This is a genomic window from Amycolatopsis sp. NPDC049868, from assembly GCF_044461365.1.
Lineage (GTDB): Bacteria > Actinomycetota > Actinomycetes > Mycobacteriales > Pseudonocardiaceae > Amycolatopsis.
Map to the genome: position 1 here is coordinate 801884 of NZ_JBITKV010000003.1, position 15631 is coordinate 817514.

Below are 15631 nucleotides of genomic sequence, written 5' to 3' on the forward strand. Positions count from 1 at the left end.
ACGCCCGGCGCTGTAGCGTGGACCGGCGATGAACACCCTCTTCGATCTCCCAGCGGACGGTCCCGCCAAGCCCCGGCACGCGGACCTGCTCGACGACCTGAACCCGGCGCAGCGCGAGGCCGTGACCCACGCGGGCTCGCCGCTGCTGGTCGTCGCGGGCGCGGGCTCGGGCAAGACCCGGGTGCTGACCCGCCGGATCGCGTACCTGCTGGCCGAACGGGACGTGCACCCCGGCCAGATCATGGCGATCACGTTCACCAACAAGGCGGCCGCGGAGATGCGGGAGCGGGTGAGCGACCTCGTCGGCCGCCGCGCGAACGCCATGTGGGTGTCGACGTTCCACTCCATGTGCGTGCGGATCCTGCGCCGTGAGGCCAAAACGCTGGAGATGTCGTCGAGTTTCTCCATCTACGACTCGGACGACACGAAGCGGCTCATCACCCTCGTCGCCCGCGATCTCGACATCGACCCGAAGCGGTACGCGGCGCGCACGCTGGCCGTGCACATCTCGAACCTCAAGAACGAACTGATCGATCCGGAGACGGCGGTCGCCGACGCGGGCAACGACCTCGAACGCCGCGTCGCCGAGGTGTACGTCGAGTACCAGCGGCGGTTGAACCAGGCCAACGCGTTCGACTTCGACGACCTCATCATGCGGACGGTCGAACTCCTGCAGACGTACCCGGACGTCGCCGAGTACTACCGGCGCCGCTTCCGCCACGTCCTGGTCGACGAGTACCAGGACACGAACCACGCGCAGTACACGCTGGTCCGCGAGCTGGTCGGCACCGAGAAGAACGAGGCCGGGATCGAGCCCGCCGAGCTGTGCGTCGTCGGTGACGCGGACCAGTCGATCTACGCCTTCCGCGGGGCGACGATCCGCAACATCGAGGAATTCGAACGCGACTTCCCGAACGCGCGGACCGTGTTGCTGGAACAGAACTACCGCTCGACCCAGACGATCCTGAACGCGGCGAACGCGGTCATCGCGCGAAACCCGAACAGGCGCGCGAAGCGGCTGTGGACCGATTCCGGCGACGGCGAGAAGATCGTCGGCTACGTCGCGGACAACGAGCACGACGAAGCGGCGTTCGTCGCGGGCGAGATCGACGCGCTGGCGGACAAGGGCGAAGCGGACTACTCCGACGTCGCGGTCTTCTACCGCACCAACAACCAGTCCCGTGTCTTCGAAGAGATCTTCATCCGCCTCGGCCTGCCGTACAAGGTCGTCGGCGGGGTGCGGTTCTACGAGCGGCGCGAGGTCCGCGACATGCTCGCGTACCTGAGGGTGCTGGCGAACCCGGAGGACACGGTCAGCCTGCGCCGCATCCTCAACGTCCCCAAACGCGGCATCGGAGATCGCGCCGAAGCCGTCATCGCGACGTACGCCGAGCGTGAGCGCATCTCGTTCGCGCAGGCGCTGCGCGGTGCCGTCAGCGGTGAGGTGCCGCTGCTGAACCCGCGCTCCGCCAAGGCGATCACCGGGTTCGTCGAGTTGATGGACGAGCTCGGCGAGGTCGTCGAGAGCGGCGCCGAAGTCGCCGACATCCTCGAAGCCGTCCTGGAGCGCACGGGCTACCGCGCGGAACTCGAAGAGTCCGATGACCCGCAGGACGCGTCGCGGGTGGAGAACCTGACGGAACTCGTCACCGTCGCGCGGGAGTTCACCGAATTCACCGCCGAGGTCGCCGGCCCGGACGGCGAGCTGCCGGAGGCGGACCCGGGAGTTCCGGAGCCGGGCTCGCTGCCCGCGTTCCTGGAGCGGGTTTCGCTGGTGGCCGACGCGGATTCGGTCCCGTCGCCCGACGGCGGCGATGACGGCGACGGGCACGACGCGGGGGTGGTCACGTTGATGACCGTGCACACCGCGAAGGGCCTGGAGTACCCGGTCGTCTTCGGAACGGGCTGGGAAGACGGGATCTTCCCGCATATGCGCGCACTCGGTGACCCGACGGAGCTGGCTGAGGAGCGCCGGCTCGCCTACGTCGCGATCACGCGGGCGAGGAAGCGGCTGTACGTCTCCCGTTCGATGGTGCGCTCGGCCTGGGGCCAGCCGCAGATGAACCCGGCTTCACGGTTCCTCGACGAGCTTCCCGCCGACCTGGTGGATTGGCGCAGGCTCGCGCCTTCCACTTCTTCCGGTGGTTTCGGTTCGTCGGGCGGATCGCCGCGCGCCGCGACGACCTGGGGCAGCCGAGGCGGTGGTGGCGGCTCGTCGTCGAGGGCGGCGAGCACGAGCCCGTTCGGCAAGGGCTGGAAGGACACCGTCGCGCTCAAACTCGACGTCGGCGACAGGGTCAGCCACGACAAGTACGGGCTCGGAACGGTCGTCGCCTGCGACGGCGCGGGCCCGCGTGCCACGGCGACGATCGATTTCGGTGCCGCCGGCAAGGTCCGGCTGATGCTGATCGGCAGCGTCCCGATGGTCAAACTCTAGCCCTGACCTGCGGTTTCCCTCTCGCGTCCGAAAACTGTCGGACCCTTCCCGTATACCTGTGTCGTCGAACACGAGTTCGATGCGCTGGGGTATGCTGGACAAGCCGGTGTGCCCCGACAGGGGAGGGGGCGCACGGTGTGGACGGGGTCCTGTTTCAGGTTCTCTCGAGTGGGGTATTCGAGTACTTGCGGGGTGTTGAAGAAGGGGCGGGACCGGATCGGGGTCCGGAACCGCCGGAAGTGCTCAGGCTGGTCGCGGCCTGGCGCGCGTTACTGCGGACGCACGAGCCGGACGGGGCCGGACGGTGTGTCGTATGCGGGCACGCGCGGCGATGGCTGTTCGGGCCGCGGCCAGCCGGGTACCGGAATCCTGCTCGGAGACTTTTCGCCGGATGGCGGCCGATCGAACGGCGCCCGGCCGGTCTCTGCACGGTCTGGCGGATCGCCGTGGCGTACTTCGTCCGGAAGCTGCCGGACGGCGTCGCCTGAGGGCTTTGAGGGCCCGGAAAACCACACGGGCTCCAAGCCGGAGGAGCTACGACGCTTCGTGATGCCCGCGAAGGGCGAAGCGGAGGTCCTGAAGGCGCACCTGAGCGTCATTGCCCGGCACGCCCTCGTCACAAACGGGAGTGGTGGTGCGGGGAAGAGCGGGGCTCGATCAGCTGACGCTCACGCCACGGGCGGCGAGCCACGGGCGCGGGTCGATCTTCTTCGTGCCGTTCTGCCACACCTCGAAGTGCAGGTGCGGGCCGGTGCTCTGGCCGCGGTTGCCGACCTCGGCGATCTCCTCGCCGCACTTGACCTTCTGGCCTTCGCGGACGGAGAACGAGTTCATGTGGCCGTAGACGTGGACGGTGCCGTCCGCGAGCTGGACCTTGACCCAGAGGCCGAAACCGCTGGCCGGGCCCGCTTCGATGACCGTGCCGTCGGAAGCCGCGACGATCGGCGTGCCGATCGGGGCCGCGAGGTCGATGCCGAGGTGGCTCGTGCCCCACCGGGCGCCGAAGCCCGAGGTGAAGGTGCCCTTGGTCGGCATGCAGGTCTTGGGCCGCTTGGCCTCTTCTTCGGCCTTGCGGGCCGCCTCGGCCTCACGCTTCACGCGGGCCTGGGTGATGCTGTTGTTGTCCGAGAGCTTCTGGGCCTCGGCGGAGGCGTTCGTCGACTGGCTCGTCGGCAGCAGTTCGGGGGCGCCACCACCGGCTCCGCCGCCGAGAGCGAACGAGGCGCTCGCGTCCTGGGTGCTGGCCAGCGGGGTGACGGCGGCGTCGGAAGATTCCGAAACGGACTTCAGGGTCTGCCCGGCAGCGGCGGCCGCGAAGGCGCCGGCAGCGACGGCCGCGACCACGACCCGGCCACGAAGGGCCGAGGACGGGGGCGACAGGCGGTGCGAGCCCCGGACGCGAACGACCGCACCATCGAGTGCGTTCTCGAGCGCCGGGGAAGGAGCTTGGCCGCCGGGGGAGCGGTGTGAAGCCAAGACGGGGCCTTCCATGTTCGGGGAGTCGGATCAAGAGCCCGGGCGGGGGATCCCGGTGAACGACCTCGGGGGTGGTTCGTTCGGTGCTCTCATTCGTGATCTGACTGTAATGGGGACCCCGGGACAGTAACGAAGTGGCACCCGGGTCAGCAAGATCTGACGGCGCTCTCGGCCGATCGGGCGACGGGGATCTGGCCGTTGTCCAGTGAGGATTACTCAAAGTTAGACCCGGTTTACTCACAACCGTGTGACTTGCGTTACAGGTTCGAGCGGCCGTTCGGGGGTACCGGACGGTGGGGAAGGGGGCGAACGAGGGAAATAACCGGTTGCCCAACGGTGTTGAAGGGGCCTTACCCGGACCAGGTCTCGCCTCGGTACTGCCGGTCACCTGCGACGCCGCTTGGCCGCCCAGGCCGCGGCGCGTCACTGAAGACCTCACGGGCCCTGCTGGCGGGCCCGGTCGAGCCCGGCTTGCTAGCGTCGCCGTCGATGACTTCGCGCTCACGGCACCCTGGTGGCGAATCCACCGGGCAAGCCGTCCCCGGGACCGCGTCCGCCGAACTTCTCCGGAGCGAACCGGGCGCCCGCCCGCGAGCGCTCCTGCTGTCGGCGGGGCTGGTGGTGGCCGGTGCGGTCGCGCTGGCCGCCGGCGCGCTGATGCCCGTCGTCCGGGGTGGTTCGCCCGGGTTCACCGCTGCTCCCTTGCTGGTCGTGCTGGCTTTGGCGCCCGCGGCGGCCGTGCTCTACGCACTGGTCTCCGGGCGCGCGGGGCTCGCGGCGGGCCTGGTGCTCGGGCTCACCGCGCTCGCACCCGGACGGCTGCTGCTGGATCTGCAGCTGCTCGCGGACGGCTCCCTGGCCGCGCGTCCGGAACTGTTCCTCGCCGACAGGCTGCTCGCGATGCCGCAGGCCGGGCCTGGACTGTGGCCGCTGGTGGCGGGGCACCTGCTCACCCTCGCGGCCGGGGCCTTCGCCGCCGGGACCGCCCGCGACGAGGCGGAACTGGCTGGTGAGCTCGACGGACGACGCCGCTGGCGGTTGCTCGGGCCCGTGCTCGGTGTGGCGGGCGGGGTCGGTCTGCTGCTCGCGCCGTTCGGTTCGGGCAACGCGTACCTCCTGGCCAAGAACGCCTTCGAGGGCCCGACCGTCGCGATGGCCGGGTACCTGCTGCTCGCGGCCTTGCTTCCGCTGACGGTGCTCGTGGCCGTGAGCTCGCCCTCGGCCGGGGTCGGCAAGGGCGGATTCGCGGGCGCGGGGCTGGCGGCGCTCGCGGTCGGCGTCCCGCCGGTGGTCGCGGGGATGGTCGTGGACCGGCTTTCGGTCGCGCCGGGTTCGGTGGTGGTGACCATCGCCGGCCTGGCGCTGGTCGGGCTGGCCTTCACCCGGTTCGACGTCGCGGAAGCTGACGAGGCAGTCACCGGAGACCTGGCGGGCGAAGCCAGGCTGCCCGGACTGTTCTGGTGGCGGCTGGCCACCGGGGGTCTGGCGCTGCTGGCCGCCGGTGCCGCGGCCGCGGGCGCGCTGGCCCCGGTGCTGAAGGCCAACGGTCCGACGCCGGTCCCCGAGACCCCGGCGCGCTGGCTGCTGCTCGGTGCCGCCGTCGTGCTCGCCGTGCCCGCGCTGTTCGTCTTCGTGCCGCGGCTCTCGGCCTTCGCCAGGGGAGTCGTCGCGGCCACGTGGGCAGGCGTCGTCCTCGCGGGCGCGGCGGTGCTGAGCGCGGCCTTGTCCGTGACCGAGGACAAGGCGGTGGACCCGGCACTGTTCGGCGTAGACCTTCCGGTGCCGTTGCCGGACAAGGTCGGCTACTCGGCGGGCTCCGGCGTCACGTGGACGTTCATCGCGCTCGTGCTGGCGGCGCTGGCCGCGCTCGCCGCGGTGATCACCGGTGTCGTGGAGCGCGACGTCTCCGATGAGGAGACGGATACCGGAGCGGATGGAGCACGGCCGAGCGGGACCGTGCTCACCCCGGTCGTCGCGGCGGCGGTGCTGGCGATCGCCGCGTTCGGCACGCCGGTGTTCGGCGCGCCCGGCTACACCGCCCCGGGGTTGTGGTCGAACTTCGGCGCGGCGTCGTGGGGCCTGCTCGGCGCGTTGGCGGTCGTCCTCGGTCTGTACGCGCTCGTCCCGCGCTCACGGCCGGTCGCCGCGGCGTCCGCCTTGGCCGGGGCCGCGCTGGTGCTCGGTCTGCGCGCGGCGGAACTGCCGCTCGTCGGCTCGGCGTACCAGGGCTCGTCGGCGGGAGCCGGGTTCTGGCTCGCGCTGGGCGGCGGCGTCGTCACCCTCGTCGCGGCCGGGATGGCCGTCGCGGGTTCACGGCGGGCCGGATGACACGTCATCTCCTTCGGGTCGTGCTGGCCGAGTTCGGTGTCGAGGAAGGTTCGGCGGTCGTGCTCGGCAGGTTGCTGCGCGACGACGGCGTCGAGGTCGTCTACGCCGGCCGTCTCGACACCGTCGAACAACTCGTCCGGACGGTCGAACAGGAGGATCCGGACATCCTGGGTGTCCTGCGTGGTGCGAGCGAACCGGAAGGGCTCGCGGAAACGCTCCCCGGCGTTCTCCTCTTCGCGGTCGGTAACGGCCCCAGCGGGTTCGACAACGCCTTCGAAAGCCAGGAAGACGCGGCGAACTGGGTCTCCGGTGTGCGGTCTCACACCGTGGAAACACCGTCTGACCGCGTACGGTGACCGACTTCACCAGGTGCGGAGTCCCCTGCTTCTGCGCAGGTCGCTAACCTCGACTGGTCCGACAGCGCGGTCCGGCAACGGACCACCACAGTGGCGTGTCGTCAGGAGACTGGAGTAGTGGACCTCTACGAATACCAGGCGAGGGATCTCTTCGCCGCCCACGGAGTACCGGTTCTGCCGGGTGCCGTGGCAAACACCCCCGAAGAAGCCAAGGCCACCGCCGAGAAGATCGGCAACCAGGTCGTCATCAAGGCGCAGGTCAAGACCGGCGGCCGCGGCAAGGCCGGCGGCGTCAAGCTGGCCCAGACGCCGGATGAGGCCGCCGAAAAGGCCGAGGCGATCCTCGGTCTCGACATCAAGGGCCACATCACGCGTCGCGTGCTGGTGGCCGAAGCCTCGGACATCGCCGAGGAGTACTACTTCTCCTTCCTGCTGGACCGTGCGAACCGCACCTTCCTCGCGATGGCTTCGGCCGAAGGTGGCGTGGAGATCGAGCAGCTGGCCGTCGAGCGTCCCGAAGCGCTCGCGAAGATCCCGGTCGACGCGATCGCCGGTGTCGACAAGGCGAAGGCCGTCGAGATCCTGACCGCGGGCAAGTTCCCGGAGAAGGTCGTCGACGAGGCCGCCGACGTCGTCGTGAAGCTCTGGGAGACCTTCGTCTCCGAGGACGCGACCCTGGTCGAGGTCAACCCGCTGGTCCGTGACCCGCAGGACAAGATCATCGCCCTCGACGGCAAGGTCACCCTCGACGAGAACGCCTCGTTCCGTCAGCCGGGCCACGAGGCCCTGGTCGACAAGGACGCGGAGAACCCGCTCGAGGCGAAGGCCAAGGCCAAGGACCTCAACTACGTCAAGCTCGACGGCGAGGTCGGCATCATCGGCAACGGCGCGGGCCTCGTGATGTCCACGCTGGACGTCGTGGCCTACGCGGGCGAGAAGCACGGCGGCGTCAAGCCGGCCAACTTCCTCGACATCGGCGGCGGCGCTTCGGCCGAGGTCATGGCGGCCGGTCTGGACGTCATCCTCAACGACACCGACGTGAAGAGCGTCTTCGTCAACGTCTTCGGTGGCATCACCGCTTGCGACGCGGTCGCGAACGGCATCGTCGAGGCGCTGAAGATCCTGGGCGACGAGGCCACCAAGCCGCTCGTCGTGCGGCTGGACGGCAACAACGTCGTCGAGGGACGTCAGATCCTTGCCGACGCGAACCACCCGCTGGTCACCGTGGTGGACACAATGGACAACGCGGCCGACAAGGCCGCCGAGCTCGCCGCGGCAGGTGCGTGAGATGTCGATCTTCATCAACGAGAACAGCAAGGTCATCGTCCAGGGGCTCACCGGCTCCGAGGGCATGAAGCACGCGACCAAGATGCTGAAGTCCGGCACGAACATCGTGGGTGGCGTCAACGCCCGCAAGGCCGGTCAGACCGTCTCCATCGAGGGCAAGGACCTCACCGTGTTCGGCACGGTCGAGGAGGCCATCAAGGAGACCGGCGCCGACGTTTCGGTCATCTTCGTGCCGCCGAAGTTCGCCAAGGACGCGGTCATCGAGGCGATCGACGCCGAGATCCCGCTCGCCGTGGTGATCACCGAGGGCATCCCGGTGCACGACTCGGCCTACTTCTGGGCGCACGCCGTCGCGACCGGCAACAAGACCCGCATCATCGGGCCGAACTGCCCCGGCGTGATCAGCCCCGGCAAGTCGAACGCCGGCATCATCCCGGCCGACATCACCGGCGCGGGCCCGATCGGCCTGGTGTCGAAGTCCGGCACGCTGACCTACCAGATGATGTACGAGCTGCGTGACATCGGTTTCTCGACCGGTGTCGGCATCGGCGGCGACCCGGTCATCGGCACGACGCACATCGACGCCCTCGAGGCGTTCGAGGCTGACCCCGAGACCAAGGTCATCGTGATGATCGGCGAGATCGGCGGCGACGCAGAAGAGCGTGCCGCGGCCTACATCAAGGACAACGTGACGAAGCCGGTCGTCGGTTACGTCGCGGGCTTCACCGCGCCCGAGGGCAAGACCATGGGCCACGCCGGCGCCATCGTCTCCGGCTCCTCCGGCACGGCCGCCGCCAAGAAGGAGGCCCTCGAGGCCGCCGGCGTCAAGGTCGGGAAGACCCCGAGCGAGACCGCCGTCCTGGCGCGCGAGCTGTACAACAGCCTCTGATCTTCCGGAGACTGAGCTTTCCCCGGCGGGCCGGGCACCCTCACCGGTGCCCGGCCCGCCTGCTTTTCGCCCCCGGATCGCGTTTAGCCCGCTAAACGCACGTCGGGGCGACCTGCGTTTAGCGGGCTAAACGCGATCCGATGCTTCGCGAGGGGTTCCGCCGGGAACCTGACCGGGTGTACAGACGTCTCAGAGCCCGAGGCGTGGGGTGTCCGCGTGTGCGCTAGCGTTCGAGCATCACAGCCGCCTCGTTTGTCCCGGGAGTCCCGCGCGCCCCGGGGTGCCGGTCGAACGACAGGAGAGCATTCGGATGTCCTATCCCAGCGGTGGGCCCGGCTACCCCCAGCAGGGTGGCGGCCAGCAACACCCCAACCCCGGCTCGGGAGCCTTTCCTCAGCAGCAGGCGCCGTCACCGGCCGCCCCGCTGAACCTGGCGTTGCTGCTCGCGCTCGCCGTCACCGTCCTCGGCCTGGTGCAGTTCTTCATCGGTTTCTCCGACGAGGCCGACGCGGCCGGGCAGGTCTCGGTCTTCCTCCTGGTCAGCGGTCTCCTCGCGGCACTGCACGCGCTGCCGCGCGGCCCGAAGACGCTGCCGTTCGCCGCGTTGTTCAGCGTCATCGGCGCGTTCGGGGCACTGGACCTGGTCATCGGCTACGGGAGCGGTCGTGAAGACGTCTCGGTCCCGGGCATCCTCACCGTGGTGCTGATCCTCGGCATCCTGCAGATGCTGGTCGCGGTCGCCGCGCTGCTGTTCGAGCACGACGTCATCAAGCTGCCCGCCGCGAAGCCGCAGCAGCAGGCACCGCAGGCCCCGTACAGCCAGCAGTTCCCGCAGCAGGGCCCGCAGGGTCCGTTCGGCCAGCAGGGGCAGCAGGGTCCGGCCGCCACGCAGGTCCAGCCGTTCCCCGGGGCGGGCCAGCAGGGGCAGCAGCCTGCCGAGCAGTCCGGTCCGTTTTCCCAGCCCGGCGGGTTCCAGCCGCCGGTGACGCAGCCGCCGGGCCAGCAGGCCACGACGTACGCGCCGCAGCAGGGCCAGTTCTTCCAGCAGCCGCCGGCGTCCCCGTCGTCGGAGTCGGGCCAGAACCCGGGCACGCCGCCCGGCGGTTTCGGCCAGCAGAGCTGACCTCCCGAAACGCGAAAGCACCCGCTGTGACTCTCCGTGTCACAGCGGGTGCTTTTCTTTTCCGGGGTACCCGACCGGGTGGGTTGGGCCACGCGCCCCGGCCGGCGGCGGCGTGCCTCACCCGGACGGCCCACTCCGGATGTCATGGTGCGGATCATGAAGCTGCTCACCCGCGACGAACGCCCGCCGGGCGAAGAGCCGGTGAGCGACCTCGTCCCCGAGCTGGAGGTCTCCAGGGCGAAGCGGGTTCGTGTGTTGCTCGCCGCCGCTTGCGCGCCCTTGCTCTTCTCCTATACCGCCGTCGCGCTCGTGCTCGCGGTGGTCTCGTTCGCCGCCGACCGGACCCGGTTCTCCGTCACCGGTGCCCTGCTCGCCGCCGGCCCCGGCTGGCTCGCCTCGTGGCAGGTGGAACTCGATCTCGGCGGTCATCCGCTCGGCGTGCTGCCGCTGCTTCCGACACTCGCCGTCGGGTGGCTCGTGGCGAGGGCGGCCGCGCGCGCCGCCCGCCGCGCCGGCGGCCGGACCCCGGCGGACGCCGTCCCGGTGGTGACGGTGATCGCCGGGGCGCACGCGCTGTTCGGGGTGCTGATCGCCCTGCTGGCCGGTGGGTCGCCGATCGACGTGAACCCGCTGACCGCGTTCTGCGTGCCGGGACTCCTCGCCGGGCTCGCCGCCATCGCGGGACTCGCCAACGTCTGCGGGCTTCCGGCCGTGGTGCGGGATCGGTTCGATCCGGTGGCCGTTCAGGGGCTGCGGGCGGGCGCACTCGGCCTCGCCGCGCTCATCGCTTGTGGCGCCGTGGTGTTCACCGCGGCCACCGCACTCTCATGGTCCACTGTGGACAGCCTGTTCGAGCCGGCCTTCGGCGCGAGTTTCGGCCTGTTCGTGCTCTCCGTGGCCTACCTGCCGAACGCGGTCGTCGCCGCGTTGTCGTTCACCACCGGGCCGGGTTTCTCGGTCGGCTCGCTGACCGTCGGCATGTTCGGCTACCAGGAAGGGCAGCTGCCCGGGGTGCCGGTGCTGGCGGGGATCCCGTCGCATCACGCCGTCTGGTGGCCGGCGTTGCTGCTCCTGCCCGCGTTGGTCGGCGCGCTGGTCGGCTGGCGGATCCGCGCGATCGACGAGGATCCGATGCTGCGGATGCGGGCGGTCGCCGTCGCGGGCGCGCTGGTCGCGTTCGGCTGCGTCATCCTCGGTACCGTCTCCGGCGGCAGGCTCGGCGACGGGCCGTTCGACCCGGTCAGCGTGCCGGTCGGGGTCGCGTCCGTGATCGCCTTCTGCTGGATCGTCGTTCCCGGTGGGTTCGTCGCGTTCTTCGCCGGACCACACGAGGCGCCCGCACCGCCGGGTGAACCCGACGTCGAGGACGTCGCCGAAGCCGAAGAAGAAGTCGCCGAGACCGAAGACGAACCGGCAGAGGAAGCCGAGGCCGAAGCGGACGCAGAAGCCCTCGAAGACGAAGCATTGGACGACGAGGCCGAAGAGGAACTCGCCCGGGAGCTGGGCGAGGACGTCGACGAGATCGAGGCGGAACCGGAGCCTGAAGCCGAGCCCGAGCAGGACAGTGCCGTCGACGACGCTGTGACCGAGTCCACCGACGGGTCCGGCGACGAAAGCGCCCCCGGAGACGACCGTTAGGGTTGTCGCGACCAGGTGAAGCGCCGTACGCCCGAGTGCGTACCGCCGTGGCAAGGAGCCCGTTCTGGCTAGTCGGTTGGACCTGCCCACTCCGGTGAAGCTCGTCGTCCTCGCGTCCGGTTCCGGCACGCTGCTGCAAGCCGTGCTCGACGCCGTCGAAAAGCCGAACTTCCCGGCGAAGGTGGTCGCCGTCGGAGCGGACCGCACCGGGGTCGAGGCACTGACCAGGGCCGAACGCGCCGGCGTGCCGTCGTTCACCGTGCGAATGGCCGACCACCCGGACCGCGCGGCGTGGGACAAGGCGATCACCGAAGCTGTCGCCGCCTACCAGCCGGACCTGGTCGTCTCCGCGGGATTCATGAAGATCCTCGGCGCCGAATTCCTCGCGCGGTTCCCCGGCCGTGTGATCAACACGCATCCGGCCCTGCTGCCGTCGTTCCCCGGCGCGCACGCCGTGGCCGACGCGCTGGCGATGGCCGTCAAGGTCACCGGGTCGACGGTCCATTTCGTCGACGCCGGGGTCGACACCGGGCCGATCATCGCGCAGGAGCCGGTGATCGTGGAGCCCGACGACGACGAAAACGTCCTGCACGAGCGGATCAAGGCCGTGGAACGCAGGCTCCTGGTGGAAACGATCGAGAAACTCGGCCGGAGCGGGTGCTCGGTCGAGGGACGAAAGGTGAGGTTTTCGTGAGTACCGCACAGGGACAGCGTCCCGTCCGGCGCGCGCTGATCGGCGTCTCGGACAAGGCCGGCCTGCTCGAACTCGCCACCGGGCTGCACGCGGCGGGTGTCGAGATCGTGTCGACCGGCGGCACGGCGAAGGTCATCGCGAACGCCGGGGTGCCGGTGACGCCGGTCGAAGAGGTCACCGGGTTCCCCGAGTCCCTCGACGGCCGGGTCAAGACACTGCACCCGCGCGTGCACGCCGGCCTGCTCGCCGACCGTGACCGCCCGGAGCACGTCGAGCAGCTCAAACAGCTCGACATCGCGCCGTTCGACCTGCTCGTGGTCAACCTGTACCCGTTCACGCAGACCGTCGCTTCGGGTGCGAGCCCGGAGGACTGTGTCGAGAACATCGACATCGGCGGCCCGGCGATGGTGCGCGCCGCGGCGAAGAACCACAACAGCGTCGCCGTCGTGGTCGACCCGTCCCGCTACGAGTGGGTGCTGGAGCGCGTCGCGGCGGGCGGTTTCGAGCTGGCGGACCGCAAGCGGCTCGCCGCGCAGGCCTACGCGCACACGGCGGCGTACGACACCGCCGTCGCCGCGTGGTTCGCCAACGTCTACGCGCCCGCGGACGACTCCGGCTTCCCGGACTTCACCGGCGCTTCGTGGGAGCGCGGCGATGTGCTGCGCTACGGCGAGAACCCGCACCAGAAGGCCGCGCTGTACAAGCACTGGCGGCCCGGCCTCGCGCACGCGGAACAGCTGCACGGCAAGGCCATGTCGTACAACAACTACGTCGACACCGACGCCGCGCGCCGCGCCGCCTACGACTTCGACGCCCCGGCCGTCGCGATCATCAAGCACGCCAACCCGTGCGGGATCGCGGTCGGCGAGGACATCGCCGAGGCGCACCGGAAGGCGCACGCATGCGATCCGGTCTCCGCCTATGGCGGCGTGATCGCGACCAACCGGCCGGTGAGCCGCGAGGCCGCCGAGCAGATCTCCGAGGTGTTCACCGAGGTCGTCCTGGCGCCGGACTTCGACGCCGAGGCGCTCGAGATCCTGCAGCGCAAGAAGAACGTGCGGCTGCTGAAGCTGCCCGCGATCACGTCGCCGGATCCGATCGAGTTCCGGCCGATCTCGGGCGGCATGCTGGTGCAGACCGTCGACACGATCGCGGCCGAAGGCGACGACCCGGCGAACTGGACGCTGGCCACCGGCGCGCCCGCCGACGAGCGGACGCTGGCCGACCTCGAGTTCGCGTGGCGTTCGCTGCGCGCGGTGAAGTCGAACGCGATCCTGCTGGCGAACGACGGCGCGACCGTCGGCGTCGGCATGGGCCAGGTCAACCGGGTCGACTCCTCAAGGCTCGCCGTCTCGCGGGCAGGGGACCGGGCGAAGGGCTCTGTCGCCGCTTCGGACGCCTTCTTCCCGTTCCCGGACGGGCTCGAGGTCCTGCTGGAGGCCGGCGTCCGCGCCGTCGTCCAGCCCGGTGGCTCGATCCGCGACGCCGAGGTCATCGCCGCCGCCGAGGCCGCCGGGGTCACCCTGTACCTCACGGGCACGCGGCACTTCGCCCACTGAGGCCGACCTGCGTTTAGCGGGCTAATCGCGATCCGCGCGCGGACCTGCGTTTAGCCCCCTAATCGCGATCCGGGGGTGCCCGCGGGCGTTCCCGGTGCCCGGGTCCGGAGGTTCGTGCCATGCTGGCCCCGGATCGCGTTTAGCCCGCTAAACGCGATCCGGCCGCGTGTCGCCTTTAGCGGGCTAAACGCGACGCGGACGTACGCGAATCGCCAGGGGAGGATCGGTGCACCAGCCGCCGCAGGGGTACGGCCAGGGGCCGGGTTACGGCCCGCCACCTGGGCAGGGAGGTCAGCCGGGCTACGGGCAGCAGCCGGGTTACGGCCCGCCCGCCGGTCCCGGATACGGTCCGCCGCCCGGCTACGGCCCGCCCGGCTACGGACAGCCGCCCAAGAAGAAAAAGACCGGTCTCGTCGTCGGCCTGATCGTGGGTGCCGTGGTCCTTCTCGGACTGGGCATCCCCGGCGCCATCTTCGGGTCGGAGTACTACTCCTCGGTCGGCAAGGCGCCGGTCTCGCAGGCGCCGCCCGCCGAGTGCACCGTCTCCCCGGAGCTGCTGAACAAGACGTTCACCACCAGCTTCCAGGGCGTCCGCGACAACGAGATCAAAGCGGGCGAGATCGTCACCAAACAGCAGGGTTGTTCCTGGCTGCCGCCGGAGAGCGACAACGTCCACGACCGCGCCCTCCAGGTCATGGTGTACCGCCACGAGGGCCCTGACGCCGAGAAGCGCGCGGCCGAGTCTTCCACCGGATCGGCCGCGCCGTCCGAGCGCCAGCAGCAGGTGCAGGGCATCGGAGAGAAGGCTGTCCTCGTCTCCCTCGACACCGACAGCGCCTTCAGCGGCGCCGAGCTGCGGGTCATCCAGGGCGTGTACGTCGTCCTGGTCACCTACAAGGGCTGGGACAAAGGGTTCTTCACGAACTCGCCGATCCCGCCCGCGGAGTCCGCCGAAGTGGCGAAATCCGTGGGCGCCGAGCTCGTGAAGAACCTGCCCCGCTAGGCGTACAGGCCGTTCAGCCAGGCTGTCCACGCCTTCTCGGCTTTGTCCGCGTCGGCGTCTTCGGCGAACAGGTGGTGCCCGATGCCCACAGGCCAGCCCCAGACGTTCCGGCCGTAGAAGCGGTACAGCGCGTCTTCGGTCCGGACGCCGACGAAGGCCGGCGTCAGGTAGTCGACGACACCTTCGACGCCGGGTACATCGAGCCGCACTCGGTCCCCGACAGCCTTCGCACCTAGAGCCGCCTTCACGGTCTCGAACGCCTCCGGGGCCTTCGACGCTTCGGGAGCATCGGCCTTGAAGTACTTCGCCTGACGCCGGTTGAAGTGCGTCAGGTACTCGCCCAGCGAGTGGTAGTAGAACGCGGTGTGCTGCTTGCACGCGTCGTACTCGACATCCCAGTCGTCGAGGACGGTGGTGTGCTCGTAGCGCAGGTACGTGCCGCCGTCCTTCGGTTCGAGGACGTACTCGAGCGTGTTGAACCAGCCGGTCTCGTCTTCCGCGTACGTGACGAAGCGCCGCGACGGTTTCCAGACGGTCACCATGCCGCCGTTGGGGGTGAGGCCGGACTCGGCGCCGCCGTCGCGGGGTTCGTACTGGATCGGCCAGAGCCAGCCGCCGCTGGCGGTGGTGATCGCGGCCCAGGTGTCGGCGGGCGTGGTGGGCAGGAAGCCCTCGAAGCGGACCTCGGATTCCTTCGCCATGGCTGTCCTCTCTCTTGTGTCTTCATAAGAGCGACGCCTGGCCAGGGGCGCTTTCGACAAACGGATCGCGTTTAGCCCACTAAAGGCGAAGTGATGCAGGTCACATTCTGGCGTGTCGAAGTGCGGCGGACAGCGGCGTC

General features: G+C 70.0%; 13 protein-coding genes. 11 read left to right on the forward strand and 2 right to left on the reverse strand.

From position 1 onward, the window contains the following. Nucleotides 1-28 precede the first annotated feature (28 nt). Nucleotides 29-2437 carry a DNA helicase PcrA gene (gene pcrA, locus ACIBTM_RS17430; RefSeq protein ID WP_395877659.1) on the forward strand — a complete coding sequence of 803 codons (2409 nt, stop codon included), beginning with the start codon at nt 29-31 and terminating at the stop codon, nt 2435-2437. 239 nt (nt 2438-2676) lie between these two features. Then, on the forward strand, nt 2677-2925 hold the full coding sequence (locus ACIBTM_RS17435) for a hypothetical protein (protein ID WP_395877661.1): 249 nt from the start codon (nt 2677-2679) through the stop codon (nt 2923-2925). A 169-nt stretch (nt 2926-3094) separates the two neighbouring features. Here the strand turns inward: ACIBTM_RS17435 and ACIBTM_RS17440 are convergent, their stop codons facing one another. Continuing rightward, the gene (locus ACIBTM_RS17440; protein WP_395878101.1) at nt 3095-3781 is read right to left on the reverse strand and encodes a M23 family metallopeptidase; all 687 of its coding nucleotides are present in this window, start codon (nt 3779-3781) and stop codon (nt 3095-3097) included. A gap of 621 nt (nt 3782-4402) precedes the next feature. On the opposite strand from ACIBTM_RS17440, the gene ACIBTM_RS17445 reads away from it, so the two are divergent. The 9 genes from ACIBTM_RS17445 (at nt 4403) to ACIBTM_RS17485 (ending at nt 14790) form a co-directional block, all read left to right on the forward strand. Then, nucleotides 4403-6241: a hypothetical protein gene (locus tag ACIBTM_RS17445; RefSeq protein ID WP_395877663.1), complete on the forward strand. Its 1839-nt coding sequence runs from the start codon at nt 4403-4405 to the stop codon at nt 6239-6241. Next, a complete protein-coding gene (locus ACIBTM_RS17450; protein WP_395877665.1) occupies nt 6238-6597 on the forward strand; it encodes a hypothetical protein in 360 nt (119 codons plus the stop codon). The genes ACIBTM_RS17445 and ACIBTM_RS17450 overlap by 4 nt, the downstream gene beginning before the upstream one ends. A 117-nt stretch (nt 6598-6714) precedes the next feature. Beyond that, complete coding sequence (gene sucC, locus ACIBTM_RS17455; protein ID WP_016331197.1) at nt 6715-7884, forward strand: ADP-forming succinate--CoA ligase subunit beta; 1170 nt, start codon at nt 6715-6717, stop codon at nt 7882-7884. Nucleotide 7885: 1 nt separating this feature from the next. After that, nucleotides 7886-8773, forward strand: coding sequence for a succinate--CoA ligase subunit alpha (gene sucD, locus ACIBTM_RS17460; protein ID WP_005165134.1), 888 nt, complete (start codon nt 7886-7888; stop codon nt 8771-8773). A 310-nt stretch (nt 8774-9083) separates the two neighbouring features. After that, nucleotides 9084-9896 carry a DUF5336 domain-containing protein gene (locus ACIBTM_RS17465; protein ID WP_395877667.1) on the forward strand — a complete coding sequence of 271 codons (813 nt, stop codon included), beginning with the start codon at nt 9084-9086 and terminating at the stop codon, nt 9894-9896. A gap of 144 nt (nt 9897-10040) precedes the next feature. Continuing rightward, nucleotides 10041-11534, forward strand: coding sequence for a DUF6350 family protein (locus ACIBTM_RS17470; protein ID WP_395877669.1), 1494 nt, complete (start codon nt 10041-10043; stop codon nt 11532-11534). 76 nt (nt 11535-11610) lie between these two features. Further along, a complete protein-coding gene (purN, locus tag ACIBTM_RS17475; RefSeq protein ID WP_016331201.1) occupies nt 11611-12228 on the forward strand; it encodes a phosphoribosylglycinamide formyltransferase in 618 nt (205 codons plus the stop codon). Then, nucleotides 12225-13787 (forward strand): bifunctional phosphoribosylaminoimidazolecarboxamide formyltransferase/IMP cyclohydrolase, encoded by a 1563-nt coding sequence (gene purH, locus ACIBTM_RS17480; RefSeq protein ID WP_016331202.1) that lies wholly within the window; start codon nt 12225-12227, stop codon nt 13785-13787. Before purN ends, purH begins: the two co-directional genes overlap by 4 nt. A 226-nt stretch (nt 13788-14013) precedes the next feature. Then, the gene (locus ACIBTM_RS17485) at nt 14014-14790 is read left to right on the forward strand and encodes a hypothetical protein (protein ID WP_395877671.1); all 777 of its coding nucleotides are present in this window, start codon (nt 14014-14016) and stop codon (nt 14788-14790) included. Here ACIBTM_RS17485 and ACIBTM_RS17490 read toward each other — a convergent pair. Continuing rightward, entirely contained in the window at nt 14787-15491 is a 705-nt protein-coding gene (locus ACIBTM_RS17490) for an SRPBCC domain-containing protein (protein WP_395877673.1), read from the reverse strand. The genes ACIBTM_RS17485 and ACIBTM_RS17490 overlap by 4 nt on opposite strands. Between the last annotated feature and the right edge of the window lie 140 nt (nt 15492-15631).

Coding starts and splice junctions, on each gene's coding strand:
- ACIBTM_RS17450 (WP_395877665.1), top strand. CDS start 6,238: ATGACACGTCATCTCCTTCGGGTCGTGCTGGCCGAGTTCGGTGTCGAG.
- ACIBTM_RS17490 (WP_395877673.1), bottom strand. CDS start 15,491: ATGGCGAAGGAATCCGAGGTCCGCTTCGAGGGCTTCCTGCCCACCACG.
- ACIBTM_RS17470 (WP_395877669.1), top strand. CDS start 10,041: ATGGTGCGGATCATGAAGCTGCTCACCCGCGACGAACGCCCGCCGGGC.
- ACIBTM_RS17445 (WP_395877663.1), top strand. CDS start 4,403: ATGACTTCGCGCTCACGGCACCCTGGTGGCGAATCCACCGGGCAAGCC.
- ACIBTM_RS17465 (WP_395877667.1), top strand. CDS start 9,084: ATGTCCTATCCCAGCGGTGGGCCCGGCTACCCCCAGCAGGGTGGCGGC.
- sucD (WP_005165134.1), top strand. CDS start 7,886: ATGTCGATCTTCATCAACGAGAACAGCAAGGTCATCGTCCAGGGGCTC.
- pcrA (WP_395877659.1), top strand. CDS start 29: ATGAACACCCTCTTCGATCTCCCAGCGGACGGTCCCGCCAAGCCCCGG.